The organism is Halalkalibacter kiskunsagensis (assembly GCF_037027555.1).
Lineage (GTDB): Bacteria > Bacillota > Bacilli > Bacillales > Bacillaceae_D > Halalkalibacter > Halalkalibacter kiskunsagensis.
The window spans coordinates 1-17273 of the sequence record NZ_JAXBLX010000028.1; the positions used below are offsets into that span (position 1 = coordinate 1).

16 protein-coding genes are annotated in these 17273 nt (G+C 37.8%); 9 read left to right on the forward strand and 7 right to left on the reverse strand.

What is annotated here, in order from left to right; translation table 11 throughout:
- The first annotated feature begins 490 nt into the window (after nucleotides 1-490).
- Nucleotides 491-1465 (forward strand): AEC family transporter, encoded by a 975-nt coding sequence (locus tag SLH51_RS16040; protein WP_335962368.1) that lies wholly within the window; start codon nucleotides 491-493, stop codon nucleotides 1463-1465.
- 163 nt (nucleotides 1466-1628) lie between these two features.
- Here SLH51_RS16040 and SLH51_RS16045 read toward each other — a convergent pair whose 3' ends face one another.
- Together SLH51_RS16045 and SLH51_RS16050 are read right to left on the reverse strand one after the other, a co-directional pair.
- Complete coding sequence (locus SLH51_RS16045) at nucleotides 1629-2360, reverse strand: hypothetical protein (protein ID WP_335962369.1); 732 nt, start codon at nucleotides 2358-2360, stop codon at nucleotides 1629-1631.
- A 1121-nt stretch (nucleotides 2361-3481) separates the two neighbouring features.
- Nucleotides 3482-3658: a hypothetical protein gene (locus SLH51_RS16050; protein WP_335962370.1), complete on the reverse strand. Its 177-nt coding sequence runs from the start codon at nucleotides 3656-3658 to the stop codon at nucleotides 3482-3484.
- Nucleotides 3659-4064: 406 nt separating this feature from the next.
- Between SLH51_RS16050 and SLH51_RS16055 the strand changes: the two genes are divergently transcribed.
- The 3 genes from SLH51_RS16055 (at nucleotide 4065) to SLH51_RS16065 (ending at nucleotide 5811) form a co-directional block, all read left to right on the forward strand.
- Nucleotides 4065-4784: an HAD family hydrolase gene (locus SLH51_RS16055; RefSeq protein ID WP_335962371.1), complete on the forward strand. Its 720-nt coding sequence runs from the start codon at nucleotides 4065-4067 to the stop codon at nucleotides 4782-4784.
- 149 nt (nucleotides 4785-4933) lie between these two features.
- Complete coding sequence (locus tag SLH51_RS16060; RefSeq protein WP_335962372.1) at nucleotides 4934-5143, forward strand: hypothetical protein; 210 nt, start codon at nucleotides 4934-4936, stop codon at nucleotides 5141-5143.
- 98 nt (nucleotides 5144-5241) lie between these two features.
- On the forward strand, nucleotides 5242-5811 hold the full coding sequence (locus SLH51_RS16065) for a DNA-3-methyladenine glycosylase I (protein ID WP_335962374.1): 570 nt from the start codon (nucleotides 5242-5244) through the stop codon (nucleotides 5809-5811).
- A 17-nt stretch (nucleotides 5812-5828) separates the two neighbouring features.
- Here SLH51_RS16065 and SLH51_RS16070 read toward each other — a convergent pair whose 3' ends face one another.
- Both SLH51_RS16070 and msrA read right to left on the reverse strand, forming a co-directional pair.
- On the reverse strand, nucleotides 5829-6164 hold the full coding sequence (locus SLH51_RS16070; RefSeq protein ID WP_335962375.1) for a peptide-methionine (S)-S-oxide reductase: 336 nt from the start codon (nucleotides 6162-6164) through the stop codon (nucleotides 5829-5831).
- Nucleotides 6161-6901 carry a peptide-methionine (S)-S-oxide reductase MsrA gene (gene msrA, locus SLH51_RS16075; RefSeq protein ID WP_335962376.1) on the reverse strand — a complete coding sequence of 247 codons (741 nt, stop codon included), beginning with the start codon at nucleotides 6899-6901 and terminating at the stop codon, nucleotides 6161-6163. The genes SLH51_RS16070 and msrA overlap by 4 nt, the downstream gene beginning before the upstream one ends.
- Before the next feature lie 210 nt (nucleotides 6902-7111).
- Between msrA and SLH51_RS16080 the strand changes: the two genes are divergently transcribed.
- Complete coding sequence (locus SLH51_RS16080; protein ID WP_335962377.1) at nucleotides 7112-10876, forward strand: AAA domain-containing protein; 3765 nt, start codon at nucleotides 7112-7114, stop codon at nucleotides 10874-10876.
- 217 nt (nucleotides 10877-11093) lie between these two features.
- On the opposite strand, the gene SLH51_RS16085 is transcribed toward SLH51_RS16080, so the two are convergent.
- The gene (locus SLH51_RS16085; RefSeq protein WP_335962378.1) at nucleotides 11094-12143 is read right to left on the reverse strand and encodes an aldo/keto reductase; all 1050 of its coding nucleotides are present in this window, start codon (nucleotides 12141-12143) and stop codon (nucleotides 11094-11096) included.
- 107 nt (nucleotides 12144-12250) lie between these two features.
- On the opposite strand from SLH51_RS16085, the gene SLH51_RS16090 reads away from it, so the two are divergent.
- The gene (locus SLH51_RS16090; RefSeq protein ID WP_335962379.1) at nucleotides 12251-13147 is read left to right on the forward strand and encodes an AraC family transcriptional regulator; all 897 of its coding nucleotides are present in this window, start codon (nucleotides 12251-12253) and stop codon (nucleotides 13145-13147) included.
- A 38-nt stretch (nucleotides 13148-13185) separates the two neighbouring features.
- Here SLH51_RS16090 and SLH51_RS16095 read toward each other — a convergent pair whose 3' ends face one another.
- Both SLH51_RS16095 and SLH51_RS16100 read right to left on the reverse strand, forming a co-directional pair.
- The gene (locus SLH51_RS16095; protein ID WP_335962380.1) at nucleotides 13186-13623 is read right to left on the reverse strand and encodes an HIT family protein; all 438 of its coding nucleotides are present in this window, start codon (nucleotides 13621-13623) and stop codon (nucleotides 13186-13188) included.
- The gene (locus SLH51_RS16100) at nucleotides 13616-14698 is read right to left on the reverse strand and encodes a zinc-dependent alcohol dehydrogenase (protein WP_335962381.1); all 1083 of its coding nucleotides are present in this window, start codon (nucleotides 14696-14698) and stop codon (nucleotides 13616-13618) included. The genes SLH51_RS16095 and SLH51_RS16100 overlap by 8 nt, the downstream gene beginning before the upstream one ends.
- A gap of 294 nt (nucleotides 14699-14992) precedes the next feature.
- Between SLH51_RS16100 and SLH51_RS16105 the strand changes: the two genes are divergently transcribed.
- From SLH51_RS16105 to SLH51_RS16115, 3 genes are all read left to right on the forward strand, one after another.
- The gene (locus SLH51_RS16105; RefSeq protein WP_335962382.1) at nucleotides 14993-15538 is read left to right on the forward strand and encodes a D-lyxose/D-mannose family sugar isomerase; all 546 of its coding nucleotides are present in this window, start codon (nucleotides 14993-14995) and stop codon (nucleotides 15536-15538) included.
- Between the two features lie 63 nt (nucleotides 15539-15601).
- On the forward strand, nucleotides 15602-16666 hold the full coding sequence (locus tag SLH51_RS16110; protein ID WP_335962383.1) for a TRAP transporter substrate-binding protein: 1065 nt from the start codon (nucleotides 15602-15604) through the stop codon (nucleotides 16664-16666).
- An 86-nt stretch (nucleotides 16667-16752) separates the two neighbouring features.
- Nucleotides 16753-17244, forward strand: coding sequence for a TRAP transporter small permease (locus tag SLH51_RS16115; protein ID WP_335962384.1), 492 nt, complete (start codon nucleotides 16753-16755; stop codon nucleotides 17242-17244).
- Nucleotides 17245-17273 lie beyond the last annotated feature (29 nt).

Genomic DNA, 17273 nt, shown 5'->3' on the forward strand with positions numbered 1-17273 from the left:
TTTCTTTGCACAAAATAACTTTATTGAACATTTTGAGTATTTTTAATAGTTAGTCTAATTTAATGCAACACTAGTGATTTTTTATATCAAAAACATCCCTACAATCGTCGTCACCACCAACCCCATCAACGCGCAAACAACAAGATTTGTTGGTTACATAGGTTTGCTAACAATAGAAAAGAATATCTATGAGTGTAACCATTTAAGATTTCAATAAACCATTGTAAAACGTTAGAGTAGGATAAACCCGCAAAACGATTATTGTGATTGATAGATTTTAACTCACCACTATTCATTTTTGGGCACATTTATTAGCGTCTTTACTATATTGAATAAATGATAGCTTTTTCTATTGGCTACACTTGTTATATAATAAAATACACTATGAGTTCTAACAAGGAGAATAGGGTAAACTCTCTTTACATTAGAAAGTAGAGTAGATTATGTTCTTTTTTATAGAGTCATTGTGATGATCGAGAGGAGAGGAACAGTGGGTACTTTCTTATACGCATTAGGTATTATTATTTTGGGTCTATGTATTGGAAAAGTAATTAGATGGTTAGTAGAATCACAAAGATTGCCTGCAAGTTTAGGCATTGGTCGAATCTTAAAATTATTAGTTCGTTTCGTGTTACTAGGAATTAACCCACTTATTCTAATAGGTGCCTTTTGGATTGTTGACTTGTCGGAATTCAATTTAATTTATTTGCCCATTTTAGGAGTCACAACTATTATTCTTGGAGGGCTTTTAGGGATAGCAGTAGGAAAACTGTTGAAACTCAATCGTGCGCAAACAGGTTCTTTGTTCGTTTCAGGTGCCTTTGTAAACCTTGGTAGTTTTGGTACTTTGTTTTGTTTTTTGCTTTTTGGTGAAGCTAGTTTAGCTTTTGTGGCTCTATTTCGTATTTTTGAAGAATTTGTTTATTATACAGTGGCATTCCCCATTGCAAAAGCATTTGGTACGAAACAAGGGGAGGAAGATAATCGTTCTGTCATACTAAAAATTTTAAAAGATCCATTTATTATCGTAAGTTTTACGGCTATTGTTATTGGTGGTTGTTTAAATTTATCTTCATTGGAAAGGCCTATATTTTATGGTCATTTAAATCAAACTTTGGTTCCGATCTCAACGTTGCTACTATTAATACCAATTGGGTTTTCCATGAATTTTAAAAGTGTGAAAGGTTATTTAAGAGAGAGCTTTTTTATTTCAGCTATCAAATTCGTTATAGTACCGGGCATAATTACAACAATGGCTTTTTTATTTGGTATGGGTGAGATGCATAATGGTATGGTGCTTGGTGTTATATTAGTTTTATCAGCAATGCCCCCCGCTGTTTCATCATTAATTCCCCCACAATTATTTAAACTTGATGTCGATTTAGCTAACTCAAGCTGGCTTTTAAACACAGCTCTTCTATTCATAGTCCTTCCTATTTTATATTTCGTTGTTCAATTGTTTTAAAGTTTAAGCGATGTATCTTTTAAAGTGCCAGAAGAGGTTGCGCACAAAATAAGTAGAAACTAGGAAAGCTTAGAACGATAGATTCTAGGCTTTTTTGTGGAAGCAAAGGGACTGCCCAGATTCCATATATTGAGTAAGGGAATCTGGGCAGGCATCTCTTACATTACACAACGATCAATAGTAAGACCACATATCCAATTGCACCGAATGAAAAAGCCCATGAATTACTTTCACGATCTTCAGGCAATTCTTCTTTTAATACATTCAAAATAATCCCACCTGATAGAAAAGCAAAAAGTAACGCTAATGCTGCTTCAGGAATTTCTGTTAGTACCCCTATGCCCCAGCCGATCATAACGGCTAAAGACAAAATCCACCGACCGATTTGGTTATAAGTGTCCTTGTAATGTGTCCGTAAGCCATAATCGACTACAATAAAGTGTAACGCCATCGCGACGACATAAAAGATCAAATTGATGAAGCCTTCTGAATCCCGATGAATTAACAAATACCCGATTAAACCATTATAGAAGAAAAAGGAACTAATATGTAGCCAAAACATTGCTTTCCTCGGTTTGTTATGACCAGTATCTTGTTGATTTTTCTTCTGTGATTCCTTCGCTACTCTTTCTAACACATAAAAAATAACCAACCCTAACATTGCTAATAAATAGGCATGATGTTCTAAGTATTCTAACAAGAAACCGGTATCTTCAATGTATTCTTGATGTTCTTTTAACTCCGGCAAAATATGAATAAATACATACGCGACTGATACACCTCCACCTAATGACAGGAACCGACTTCTAGGAATAACTTCAATAAAGCGCATGTTTTTCGCTAGAACGTGCATACTTGCAAGTGAAAGCGCAAAAATAAAAGTGACAATCTGCATAATGAATCCTCCCTTTTATTGCTAATTCCCATTCGACTGTAAATTTATTCATGATAGAAGTTCAAAAAACAGATCTTTTCTATTAATATTTTGATTTTTAAGCAAATGCCTATACCGTTGACAATAAGTTTGTTTACGTTGGATGCTGCTTAGATTCATATAAAAAACGAGTGAATAGTGGCTACGGGAAAATTGCCCTGAAAAACTGATATCGTGACGGACAATCAACAAATTGTCGCTTAAATTCGCTCATAACGATTAAGTGACAATGTAAGACTATAAGTTTTTTACACTCTCTTTATGAAATATCGAGGAAATTAAAGAGCTAGACATCAAATTAATTCAGGCTTATAATCCGCTGTGGAATGTGCAGTTGAAGGGGAAATAAAAAGCGAAGAGCCTGCCACTTCCTAATTCAAAAAGTGACAGGCTCTATTCTTAGGAAAATGAATTAGTGATCGAAGGAACCTTTTTACATAACAAATTTCCATAATAAACCACCCACAGCTTGGTTGGCGCTACTAATATTTGAAAAGATGATGGAGGTGGCAAATGTGAGGTATAAGTCCACAAATGAAAAAACAGAACAATTAAGCATTACGATTTACAATGGAGGGTTTGGTTTAGTAAAAGAACAAAGAGTGTTTGAAACAGAAAAAGAGTGAACGGAGATCCAATATATCGATGTAGCAAAAAGAATCGAAATTGATTCGATTATTGTAAATGGACTGAAGAAAGGGGACGTATCTTTTGCTTCTTTAGTTTTGCTAATCGAAGGAAGCACTAGAACCGTTGCTTCTCTATGCCCAGTCAGCTAAATGTTTTTATGCTTTATACCGATCTCATAGGGCTCTTGATAAAAGTAGAGAGGCGGAGCTGGTATTTTAGAATCTGGTTAATTTGTGAAAGACGCATTTCAAATATATGTTTTATGGCATATAACCTAACAACCATTGATACAACTCCTTTTATGCTTGATATGATAAAGACAACAAAAAGAGATCAACATATCAGGAGGGATCCATATGACAAACTCAAAACTGAAAAATCCAGGAATTTTTGCTTTAATTGTGATGACGTTTACGGTGTTTTTTTCATAAATCATAGAGGAGAGTTGGTGGTTAGCCAAGCTCTCCTTTTTTACGCTCCGCTTTATTCTGCGCTATATCAATTTCGTGCATTTGCTCCTTTAACAAAGGCAGCTGCAATTCGACTTGTTTTTTGATTCGGTCATCTAGAGATAAGGCTTCAATACTTTCATACGTATAATAAAACGGCTTATGAATGCGGTCTAACAAGGCATTTTGTTCTTCTTTGTTGAAAACAAGGATGAATATTTGTTGATCAGGTGTTAACGCATGAAATTGTTCCTTTCTTTTCTTGGTCAGCGCCCATTCTTCTATTGCTTGTTTCTGTTTTTTGAGCAGTGGAAGATTTAGTTCGACTTGTTTTTGTAAGGTTTCATTGTATTCGGAGAGGTCTTCAAGATGAAAGAAAAATAAGGGCTAGTAGAATAACATATAACAAGTAAGGAGCGAATCTACTATGTCTCAAAAAAGAAAAACGTTTACCACCAAATTTAAGAAGCAAGTGGTTGCATTATATGAAGGTGGGTTTCCCATTCATCACCTACACTTGAAATTCAATTAAATAATTTCTAGCTCAAATAAGTGGTATCATAATAATACGAGGAGGGTTTTGCGAATGGATACGATAATTTTTGACGTCGATGATACACTATATGACCAAGCACAATCTTTTCATAAAACTGTGAGGAAGCTGTTTCAAGAGCCATTATCAGACGAAGAAATTGATCAAATATATAAAGCTAGTCGAAAGTATAGTGAGATTTTATTTGATCAAAGTGAAGCAGGTGAAATATCACAATTTAAATGGCAGACTGGACGAATTATCGCTGCCTTTAAGGACTTCAACATTACTATAGATACGGAAAAAGCGGCTATTTTTCATGAAACATATGTTGCCGAACAAAAAAACATTACATTGTTTCCGGAAGTGGAAGAACTACTAAATGCACTTTACAAAAAAGGAAAACAGCTTGGGATTCTTACCAATGGTGAGGAAAAACATCAAGCAATGAAAATAAAGCAACTCGGCCTTAGTCGCTGGATTCCTGCAGAAAAGACTTTTATTTCTGGAACCATTGGTCATGCAAAACCGAAAAGAGAAGTGTTTGATTTTATAGAAGAGAAAATGGAACTTGACCAAACCAAAACGGTTTATGTCGGGGACAATTTTGAAAAAGATATTATCGGAGCAAAACAAGCAGGCTGGCAGGCGGTCTGGATGAACCATCGTAAGAAAGATTTACCAGCCAATGCTACCTATAAACCAGATAAAGAAGTACATAGTGCCAAAGAGCTATTAGATTTATTTGTAAAAAAGCTTAGGCCATTGTGTTAGGAATCAGAAATTGTAAATTCTGGTTCCTATTTTAGTTTCTTTGGGCAGCAAATTGTCCTAATCCACTAATAATAATATTTTCCACTTTCATACCAGCTTTTACTTTTAGTTAAACAAGAACTCTTTTTTTAAGGGCATTCATTATGTAAATGGAAGGCTTATTTGATAAAATTAGACCAGCAAGAAAATATATAAGAGAATGGCTAGGGGAACAAAACGTAACAGGTGTGCCAGCTTTTGTAGAAGAAGAGAGTCATTCAATTGATGCATGTGCAGCGGCGCTCGGAGCGTGGCATTGGAAGGATCCATTGGTAAAGCCGAAGTGGGTATTTCGTGCTGAGCGTCCGCTTCATCCTTAGGATTATTGTTGTTGAGGAAGGGCTTTGATTAAAAAAGCAAATTACAGATTCGTAAATAGAGAATAACTACAAAAACAAAAAGCTGGGAGCTACAAGTGATGAAACGATGCACGTGGGTAATAGCAAAAGAACCTTTATATATTGAGTATCACGATAAAGAATGGGGAGTACCTGTTTATGATGATCGGACATTATTTGAAATGCTTTGCCTAGAAGGAGCACAGGCGGGACTCAGCTGGTGGACGATTTTGCAAAAAAGAGAAAATTACCGAAAAGCCTTTGATCATTTTGATGCAGAAAAAATTGTTCACTATACAGATGAAAAATTACAATCTTTAATGGAGAACAACGGGATTGTCCGGAATAAATTAAAAATTCAAAGCGTCGTAACGAATGCCAAAGCATTCTTAAGAATTCAAAAAGAATACGGTTCCTTTTCTAATTACATTTGGAGCTTTGTAGATCACAAACCAATGATTAACCATTGGGAGACAGTACAAGAAGTACCTGCAACAAGCGAAATAAGTGATTATATGAGCAAAAAGTTAAAAAAAGATGAATTTAAATTCGTCGGCAGTACAATTTGTTATTCTTATATGCAAGCGGTGGGAATGGTGAACGATCATACTTTGGACTGTTTTTGTCATCCTTCTCATATATTATATTAGAACGGATTTATTACGTGTTACGACGCTGAAATCCATAGGGGGGGTCCAAAAGGCCTATTTTTGAACTTTGGGGACACCCCCGAAGCAATGAGTGGAGTCGTTACATCTTTTAAAAGCCTTGAGAGGAGCGGGTTTCTCCTCTTCATCGTTGGATCAAAATCAATTTCTAATGTCTCTGTATGGTTACCCATATTCCGATAGGTTGGAGAAGGGGTGGTACCACTTGAAAAACCAATACGTGTTCTAATAACTCCTGGTAGATGTCCGAACCGGGCATCTGGTCCCCAAAATCATCCAAATCCAAATGTTGCAGTTTGTACATTCGTTGTTTGCATATCAAAATTTTTACTCATGTTTGTTCACCTTCCTCAAATATGGATAAATACTCTCCGTATCCTGCTGAATCCAAAATATTTTTAGGAATAAAGCGTAATGCGGCGCATCCAGCATCGTATTGATCGTTAGTGTAAAAAAGGGGCTCGCCTGCTACAATGTCAACATAAATTCCTTCTTCACAGTTTTGGTAGAATTCGTTTTCAAATGGCCGCTCTGTCGCATTATTTTGAGTCACTTCATATTGGAGAAAAGTCAGCCTCTCTTTTAGTTGTTTTGGGTCTTTTTCTACCCTCCATTTGTTTTCGGTAAATCCTTTTCGTCCTGACCCTTCATAATAGCGTTTATAATGATATGGATTTTTTTTATAATAATCTTGATGCTTTTCTTCGGCCGGATAGAAGGTTTTGGCTGGGAGAATATCCGTTACAATAGACTTACTAAATTTCATGCTTTCTTCAAGCCGACGCTTTGATTCCTCTGCTAGCTTCTGTTGCTCTTCACTATGATAGTAGATCGCTGTTTTATATTGTTCCCCACGATCGCGAAATTGACCGCCTTCATCGGTCGGATCAATATTTCTCCAATAAATATTCAGTAGGTTTTCGTATGGAAATACATTTGGATCAAAAGTAATTTGTACAACTTCTCGGTGACCTGTAGTACCGGAAATAACTTCTTCGTACGATGGATTTTCTTTGTAGCCTCCTGAATAGCCGGAGAGCCCCTTGTAAATACCGGGAAATTTACCATGCACCAGAAATATCCACCCGCAAAGGTGGCTTCTTCAAGTCTTGCTTTTTTTGAGATTGCGGAACCTTTCTTTCTTATTTTCGACAATTTATTTGGTCTTTCTCCTTTGTCTTTGTTAAAATTAGGTAATTACAATTAGTAGAAAAGTAGTAAATATAATTTACGTTTGTTTACATATAGTTTATGACAGAAGAAACGGGAAAAGGGGTTAAATATGAAAGAAAAATTGGTCCATATGCGAGATAAGTTAAATGATATTAGTAAGCGAAATCGTTCGATTCGATTGCTGAAATTATATAACAAATGGAGTTTGGACGTAACAGAGTTAAACCGAAGAATTGAAGCCGGAATATCGGAGAGTGTCGTATCAAAAGTTCTTAGTAATCACAAAAACGACATTCCGCTTTTTACTGTAAACATAAATGATGATGACTCCTTGTTGCTCTCTAAGAAAGTGACTGATTTATTTCGTAATATGAAAGCAATCGAGGATGAAACAGGGGTCTACGATTTTTACTTAGGATACCCATTTATCCAAGGGACGATGGTTGATGGTACCTTTTTTCAAGCTCCCTTGTTTTTATATCCCATTCGACTAGAAAAAGATCGAGTGAATCAACAAAAGTGGGTATTAACGTACTCTGATGATGAGCCGCAAATCAACCGCACGTTGTTTTTGGCATTAAAAAAGGTAAATGGCATGACCTTTTCAGAGGACTGGTTAGATGGGTTAAGTGAAATCGCACCTACTCATGATTTCGAACAATGGAAGGCAGTACTAGGAGATGTGTTCCCGGACATACAAGTACAAGAAGGGGAAATCTTGCGTTTAAGAGAGTACAAGCGAGACGAGATTCCTGATCAAGTGAATGTAACACTGTTGAAGCATGCGGTGATCGGCAATTTTCCTCAAGGTGGCTCGGCAATCGTCAAAGATTATGACCAGATGATTCAATTAAATGAAGAAGAAGACCTAGCGTTGGCGCAGGATCTCATCGACCCAACTCATGAAGTGGTCGATCCCTCATCATTGACTGCAGAAGAAAGTGAAAAGGACCGACTCTCCGGTTCGTTCGTTAAAGAAGAAGATAAGCTTTTTTTAATGCAAACAGATGGTTCACAAGAAGAAATATTAGAAGAGGCGCGTTACCAAAAAGGCTTGGTCGTACATGGACCACCAGGAACAGGGAAATCTCAAGTGATCGTCAATCTCATTACGGATGCACTTCATCAAAAAAAGAAGGTGCTCGTTGTCTGTCAAAAACGTGCTGCTCTTGATGTGATCTATCAACGTTTAGAAAGCTTGATTCTTGCCGAGCATTGTGCACTCATTCACGATGAAAAACATGATCGCAAGGCGCTCTATGGACAGATTGAACAGCTTTTAAATAAGCCAGAATTGTTATTTGATCAAGCAGCGCAAGAATTAAAAGAACTGTCTGAAAGAATTGCTTCTCAAGAAGCTTTGTTAAATTCGATCTCAACGACGTTATTTGAATATCAAGACTTTGGTTACAGGTTGTACGACCTTTACGGGCAGGCAAAACCGTTGGAAGATACGGCTCAATTGTTAGATGTTAGCGACATTCTCCCGAAGATAAGTAAAACCGCTTTAGAAGACACTCTTGCTGCCGTGTATACGTACGGCGAATGGTACGAACGATTTGGCAAAGATAATTATCCACTCAAAATGAGAAAATCATTTGCTTTCATGGAAATGAAGGATAAGTTAAACGTAGTCGAAACAATACAAGATGTACTGACGAAAGCCCGGTCATCTGTAGAGCATTTGAACACACTCAATCATGAAAAAATAACACCGGCATATACGTGGCTTGTAAATGATAAACTCAGCAAAATTTATGGAGACCTAGCCCCTGAAAATAAGCGTACCCTACAAGGTCTCCGCCTCTGGTGGTGGACGTCGTTTACAGGAAAACAAATCATTGAGGAATTATTAAATGGTCAAAAGTTTAAAGGAGTATCTTCAACAGAATGGCTTACGATTCGCGAAGGTTTAAAGATTATGTATGAACTTTCGAATGAGACACAAGTGATGGCGAAACAGATTGAGAAGCTAAAAGCCTATATCGATGAAGACATTGTTGAGCAGTTGAAACAACGAGTCTCTGAAGGTGATATCCCAATAGAAGAACTCGATAAGATGTTAGAGTACATCCATCAAGATTTTGAAGATTTAAGACAGATGGATTCTTATTTGGAGAATAGTACTGAATTAGTAAAAAGTGTCGTTGAAAAGCTGAAGGAAAAAGAATTAACCGATACGTCATCATTGCCGAAAGTTTGGGTAGATCTCGTCCGAAACTCGACATTTATTCATTGGATCGATCAAGTGGAAACGAATCATCCTGATGTTAAGAAGATATCAACAAATGAATTTGAACGAATCCGCGAGTTGTTTGCAAAGGGAATTGATGAGAAGAGGGAAGTCGCCAAGAAATTCTTGCGTCATGAGCTAAGTGAGATGGTGCTGCAAGTAAAAGCGGAGAAAGGAAGACGTGTAAAAGAACTTAACCATCAAGTGACCAAGAAAAGAAGAATCTGGCCATTACGTAAAGTTATTGAAGAATTTGCACACGACGGACTGTTGGATGTGCTGCCAGTTTGGCTAACGTCTCCAGAAGCAGTGTCATCGATCTTTCCACTTGAGGAAGGATTATTTGATCGCGTCATTTTTGATGAAGCGTCTCAATGTACAGTGGAGAGCAGCATTGCTGCCATTTACCGTGCAAAGCAAGTGATCGTTGCAGGGGATGAGAAGCAGCTTCCTCCCTTTAGTATGTTCCAAAGCTCGGTTTCTGGCGACGAAGATGAAGAGGAGTACGACATCGATGATTCGCAAAGTTTATTAAACCTAGCCAAACGCCGTTTTCCAGAAAAAATCCTCCAATGGCATTATCGTTCCAAGTATGAGGATTTAATTAACTTTTCAAACCATGCCTTTTACCAAGGGCAAGTACAAATTGCACCAAATGTTGAACCATTACGAGAACCACCCGCCCTACAATGGAAGAAAGTCGATGGACTATGGGTCAATCAGTCAAATGAAATCGAAGCACAAGCGGTTGTCGAGCAAGTAAAACAGTTGCTAATTAAAGAACCGAATAAAACCCTCGGTGTGATCACATTCAACGCCAAACAACAAGACAAAATTTTAGATATCATTGATAAAAAAGTTCAAGATGATCCAGAGTTTCAGGCACTGTATAATCAAGTGATGAGCAAGGATTTAGATGAACGTATTTTTGTGAAGAATATCGAAAATGTCCAAGGGGATGAACGTGATGTAATTCTCTTTTCCATTGGTTATGCGAAAAATGAAGAAGGGAGAATCTATAACCGTTTCGGTATGTTAAATCAACAAGGTGGCGAAAACCGTTTGAATGTTGCTGTTACACGGGCAAAAGAAGGGATTATCGTCGTCTCAAGTGTTGAACCTGAAGAATTAAATGTAGCGAGTACCGCTCATATCGGCCCAAGAATATTAAAATCCTACTTGCAGTACGTAAGAGCCGTCTCTAAAATGGATCAAGAACAAATTAAAGCGGTTGTGAACGATGTTCGGGATAGCTCTAATACCCGAACGCAACAGACAGAAGTAAGTTTTGATTCGCCATTTGAAGAACAAGTATACAAGCAGCTTCTGCATTTAGGCTATAAAGTGGACACACAAGTCGGAATGTCAGGTTATCGCATTGACTTAGCGATCATTCATCCAAATGATCCTCATCGATATATACTTGGGGTCGAGTGTGACGGTGCGATGTACCATAGCTCAAAAAATGCAAAAGAACGAGATGTGTACCGCCAACGATTCCTTGAAAACCGAGGATGGACCATTGAACGCATCTGGAGCCGAAACTGGTGGAGAAATGCTTCAATGGAGATCGAGAGAATTGATCAGAAGGTGAAACAATTGGTGAAGGAAGAAGAGGTAAGGGAGAAGGTTAAAATTTAGATAAACTGGATGAGGGGACTAGGAACCGGTAAAGCAGGTGAAGATTTCACCCCTGTTGAGCGCACTTACTCTACTGTCTGTACTTTCATTCTGGCTTCAACAGGAATACTAGATATTAATAAACATCGTAAGAATTGGGACAATGAACTGAACTGCACCTCCAATTGTTAGTTGTGTCTAACAATTGGGGTGCAGTTCAGAACCCTGTCCCTCCGTCTTAAAAAATCCTACTATTATATCTGCTTTCATAATAATCAGGGTTCGCCCCTAATTTCTCTAAGACAGGATTTGTAATATCGTTAAGACGATTCATCACATCTTGTGGTAGCTTTAAATACGCTCCTTTAACATTTAAATCAAGATGCCTCTCCGTTCGTGAGCCGACAATAGTTGAGGAGATTTCTTGATTTGAAATAGCCCAGGCTAATGAAAGTTCGATCATATGGACATTTAATTCATCTGCAATCGCTTTGATTTCTGCTAACGCAATTTCAATTTCTTGTTCTGCTCCATTTTCCCCGTGTCTCGATCCTTCTCCGCGACTGAAATGAAAATGTCTAGAGCGTGCTTGCATTGGTTTCACATCAGAGAGGGATGAGTATTTTCCTGTTAATAACCCTTGTTGCAGGGGCATATAGCCGATCACGCCTATATTTTTTTCCGTGCAATACGGTAAAATTTCATGTTCAATTCCTCTTGAAAACAGGTTATAGGCTAATTCATTTGTCATAACAGAAGGATTTACCTCTTCTACTGCTTTCATTTGTTTTACGCCGTGATTACTCACACCGATGTACCGTATTTTCCCTTCTTTCTGAAGGTCTTCCAACGTTTGAAAGACTTCTTGTGATAGTGGAGGGTTCGAGATTGAATCTTCGTTATCTGTAAAATGACGAATCGCATGGTGATTGATAGGCCAATGCAGCATATAAAGATCAATATAATCGGTTTGAAGACGTTTTAGGCTTTGTTCGCATGACTGTCGCAAGCTAACGGGAGTTGCATTGGCAGGAGTGAACTTAGTCCCGATAATAGCTTGATTGCGCTTGTTTTTAATGGCGATTCCAAGAGCTTTCTCACTTTCACCATCGTTATAGACTTCAGCTGTGTCAAAATAATTAATGCCAAGATCAAGCGATTTATGAACGACAAGGTCGACATCACGTTGGTTTTGTTCCCCCCAGTAGGATCCACCGCCGTATTGCCAACAGCCCATTCCTAACACACTAACGATTAAATCGGAGTTTCCTAATTTTCGTTTTTCCATGCAAACACTCCTTTTACTATGAAAAAAATATTTTGAATTGTTCTTTTATTATGAATTGTGTTTTACTATGATAAGATACATAAAAAGAAAAAATGAGGTGACTGGTGTTGGAACAGAATTTGAGAGATAGTCATCTGCGAATATTATGGATTTCAAGAATCGATTATGAGACGAATAGTGGGGTCGGTACTCATAAACACGACGACTTTTACCAGTTGATTTTTATTATCAATGGTAGCGGTACGATTTATTTAGGACGAGATTGCTATAACATCGAGCCTGATTACTGTTATTTTATTCCTAAAGGCATGAGTCATAGTTTTCATTTTTCTAGTGATTCAACAACGTTGGATTTTAAATTTCTCGTTGATGACAATGAATTAGAAAAAATCATCGTTACTAGTAAAATAGATGAACCGAAATTGGTTGGGAATCTTTTAAATAAATTAAAAGGAATCTTTAAACTTTCTAGCGATAATTTGCATCGACCACACGATATTCTTCCGTACCGGATCGATGTTGAATTTAAAGGATTTCTGCTTGCCTTTTTACAGCAACACTCTAAATTCAATGAAGCGAAGCCAAGTGAATCACTATCTGTTATACAAGACGCACATCCTGATTTGCCGATTGTTGACTTTCTTGTTGAGAACCTTCAATCAAAAGTCACGCTTGAAGATATGGCAAAGCATTTCAATTTCCATCCTCATTATTTAATTGAGTTATTTCGGAAAAACTTAGGGACGACTCCTATGCAATTTTTGCAGAAACTAAGAGTAGAGAAGTCGAAAGAATACTTAGAGTTCACCAATTCTACGGTAACGGAGATCTCAGAGCTTGTTGGTTTAACACCACCTTATTTCTCAAGATTGTTTCGCGATAGGGAAGGGATCTCTCCAAGCGATTATCGTGAACAAACAAGAAACGTTGTTGGAAAAGACATTGTACTAGAAGAAGATTTCCTGCTAGATTTGCAACCTGCAGTTGTTTCTAAGTCTGAATAGTTCGTTCCTCTCTAGTACTAGAGAGGAACGAGGCTTTTTTAGAGCGTTTTGTGTAAGTGCTCGTAAATAGAAGCTACTCTTTTCTCAAAGCTCTCTACATTAATGATTTGTTTCTTGTTAGGATTATTCGTGAATGCTTCTCCCCATTCCTTGTCATGTTCATATTTAGGAACGAGATGGAAGTGAAGGTGTGGGACAAGATCCCCATAAATGGCATAATTGATCTTGTTTGCACCAAAGACTGCCTTTAATGCTTCAGCAGCATTTGCGACATCATCCATAAAGAGCTGCAAATTCGAATCATCAAGTTCGAATAGCTCGTTCTTGTGTTCATGAAACGCAATGATACACCGACCTTTGTGGGTCTGATCTTTGTTTAAATAAAGAGTTGAGACTTGTAAGGAACAAATTTTGGACATTAAGCTTTGGAGCTTTTCATCTTTTGTACAATAAAAACATTTATTCTGTTTAGTCATGGTTTACGGTCACTTTTTCGTTTGTAAGCTGCGCTTTATTGTTTGGTTTCACTTCACAATCAATCATGACATGAATCGTATCGCCTTTGTGTTCGTTCCGAATTTTAAAAGCTTCATCGATTTTTTCTAGTGGAAAAATATGAGTAATCGTTTCTTTCGTGTTTACTAACCCATCAAGGACTAATTTTAAGCCTTCATCGAAGAATCTTCGGTTATCAATATCCCGTTTTGGTTCAGTTGATAAAATGTCTAAGCGCTTTTTGTGGACTTTAAAGAAATCAACTGGCTTATGGCACGTGCCGATACAACCGTACATCACAATTTGACCGTTTTGAGCAGCAGCATCAATAGCATCGACCATTCCGTCTCCTTCTAGTAAACAAGGATAGACGACATCGAATCCATCAGGAAAGTCTTGGCCGACAATATCCATCGTATTTGTATCCTTTGATGGAAGTTTATATGTGTGAGTAGCGCCGTACTTCTTTGCTAATTCTAGTTTTTCATCGAATAGATCAGTGACTACTAGATTTTTGGGACTGTATAAACTAAGAACTTGTGTTAAGGCTAATCCACTTACACCTTGCCCCATAATCAGCACATTTTTATTCGGAGATAGATTTCCTAATTCAGCAGCTGATACGAGTGCAGGCAAAACTTCAACTAACGAGCCTTCAATGAGCGGAAAATCTTTTGGTATAACTTTTACAGAGAAAGGGCTGCAACAAACATATTCTGTAAATGCTCCCCATACATACCGAAGGGCAACATGATCGCCTTCTTTTAAACCGATGATATCCTCACCGACCTTATCAATGACACCAGCCACTTCATGCCCAAGTCGAGTTGGGTATGTAATAAACTCGGGATCTCTTTCGCCTCGATACACCTCAACATCGCTTCCGCAAATACCGACCCATTTTATTTTGATTCGAACTTCACCAGGGGCAGGTTCGGGAATTTTTGCCCGTTTAACAGTAATTTCTCCTGGGTTTTCCATAACTGCACACAACTGCGTTCCAGGTCCATCATAATTCACAAGTTCCATTGAAGGAACCATCATTTTACGTACCATACTAAAAACCCCCTAAAAAGTTTAGTTGTTGGATGATATCGCTTCCAACGTTAAGTTGAAGTGTAAAGCAATCGAAGCGAAACATCTATGACGGGAATACATCTCCACTTAACGAAAATTCATATCCTTATTTTTTGTCCCGCGTCTTTATAAAATATTTTTGCAATGTATTTAATGAAGAAAGTAAGACGGTCTGAATTATGGATAAGAGTAGATGTATTTTCGATATAGATGTTTTTTTTCGAGTTCTATACAATACGAAGTAGCTCGCAGATACAAAGGGGGAATGGTTCGTTGATTACGAAACAAGAATATGAACAAGTGAGAGAGGAAGCACTTACGTTTTTGAAACAAACAGGGGTCGTGCTTCGTCAAGATGAAATTGACGCCTTTGAAGTTGCCGATTTTGGTTTAGGTAGAATACGAGAAATTGGCTTACAGTTAGTTGTTTATGTTAACACGGAGCGTCATTGTGCAAAAGAATTAGTATTGCTCCCACGCCAAACGTGTCCAGAGCATTTGCACCCGCCAGTTGGTGATTCACCAGGAAAAGAGGAAACGTTTCGCTGTCGCTTTGGGACAGTCTATCTAAATGTACCTGGTGAAATGACCGAACATCCAAAGGCAAAAATACCAACTGGAAGAGACGAGCATTACACGGTTTGGAATGAAATTGTCCTAAATCCTGGAGACCAATATACCATTCCTCCTAATACTCCACATTGGTTTCAAGCTGGAGAAGAAGGCGCAGTGGTGACCGAATTTTCAACACAAAGCACGGACGAGTTTGACCTATTCACCGCACCAGATATTAAGAGAGTACCAGAGGTTCAAACCTAATTTTTCTTATCCTTTTAATGTAAGCGGTTACCAAACTAATTGTATATTTGAGGAGGAACAATGATGAAAGGTAAACAGAGACCGATCTTGTTGATGGTGGTAGTTGTAGCATTGATGATCCTTATGGCAGCGTGCGGGGGAGCTCAAACGAGTCAAGATGTTGAACGTTCCGAATCAAACGGAGAAACAAGTTCAGAAGAAAAAGCAGCGGATGATGGAAAAACATACACGATCAAAATGGCCACTCCAAGTACTCCAAGTGACTCCAATGTCATGGCGTTTCTTGAATTTGAAAAGATCGTTGAAGAGAGAAGTAACGGAAAAATTGATGTAAACGTGATGCATAGCGGTCAATTAGGTGGACATACGGACTATATTGATGGTTTGCAAATGGGATCCATTCAAGCAGCTGAAATAAATACATCGATTCTTGAAGGGATCAATGATAAATTCATGATCTTTGGAATGCCATACATCTCCCGCAGCATGGAACATCAACGTGACGTTTTAGCAAACGGTGTTGGTGATCAGCTTAGTAATGCATTACAGGAACAGACGGGGATTCAAATTACTGGCTGGATGATTCGCGGCCCGCGTATCGTGTATAGCTCAAAAGGTGCGATTGAAACAGCTGATGACTTTAAAGGACTAAAGGTTCGTGTCATGGAGAGTCCAATAATGATCAAAACTATGGAATTATTAGGAGCAAAACCAACACCAATTTCAGCAGACGAGCGTTATATGGCTCTTCAAACAGGCGTTGTTGATGCCGCAGAAAATAGCATTGCCCTTATTGTTACGGAAAAGGAGTACGAAGTAACCGATTATGTCTCTTTAACAGAACACTTTATCACACCAAATGTCATTGCCTTTGATACGAAGTTTTTAGATAAGCTTCCAGAGGATTTAAAGCAAATTGTTTTAGAAGCGTCAGAAGAAGCTGCAGCATTTGCATTTGAAGAAGAAGTAAGACAAATAGAAGAAGCGGCCAAAACACTAGAAGAACATGGCATGAAGATCAACTCTGTAGATGATAAATCAACCTTTATCGAAGCAGTCGAGCCTATTTATGATGAATACCAGGATATCATTGGCCAAGATCTATTAGATGCTTTCTTAAATGAGTAAAAAAGAGCAAGCAAGGCTGAAAGAGCATTTCAGCCTTGTAACTTATTCTAGCTTATCAACCTAAGAAGAAAAGGGGGAAAGAACGGATGAAGTTTATCATTAAGATCATTTATGATGTTCTCCTTGACAAAGTCGTAAAAGTGTTAGGGATTACGTTAGTGTTAGTGATCCTCTTACAAATTGGTGGGAGATATTTATTAACACTTCCTTTTTCTTGGACCGAAGAATTAGCGAGATTTCTCTTTATCTGGTTTGCGTTTCTAGGAAGTGTCATTACCTTAAGAAGTAAAATGCACCTTGGGATTGAATTTTTTTATCAAAAATTAAAACCAAAAAGTAAGAGGTCTGTAGATATCTTTATTCAACTCGTGATTCTTTTTTTTGGCGTTTTAATCGCAAAATATGGTTTTCAGTTAGTCGAACTCGGTGAAATTTCCAAATCACCTGTGTTACGTTGGCCGATGTCTTATTTCTATTTGTCTATTCCGATCACAGGAATCCTTTTTGCCATTTATAGTTTTTATAGTCTATTAACACTGTTTAAGACCCCAGCAGAATCATCTAAGGTTGAAGGGTGACTCGAGAAGTAGTTTACAAACTAGGAGAA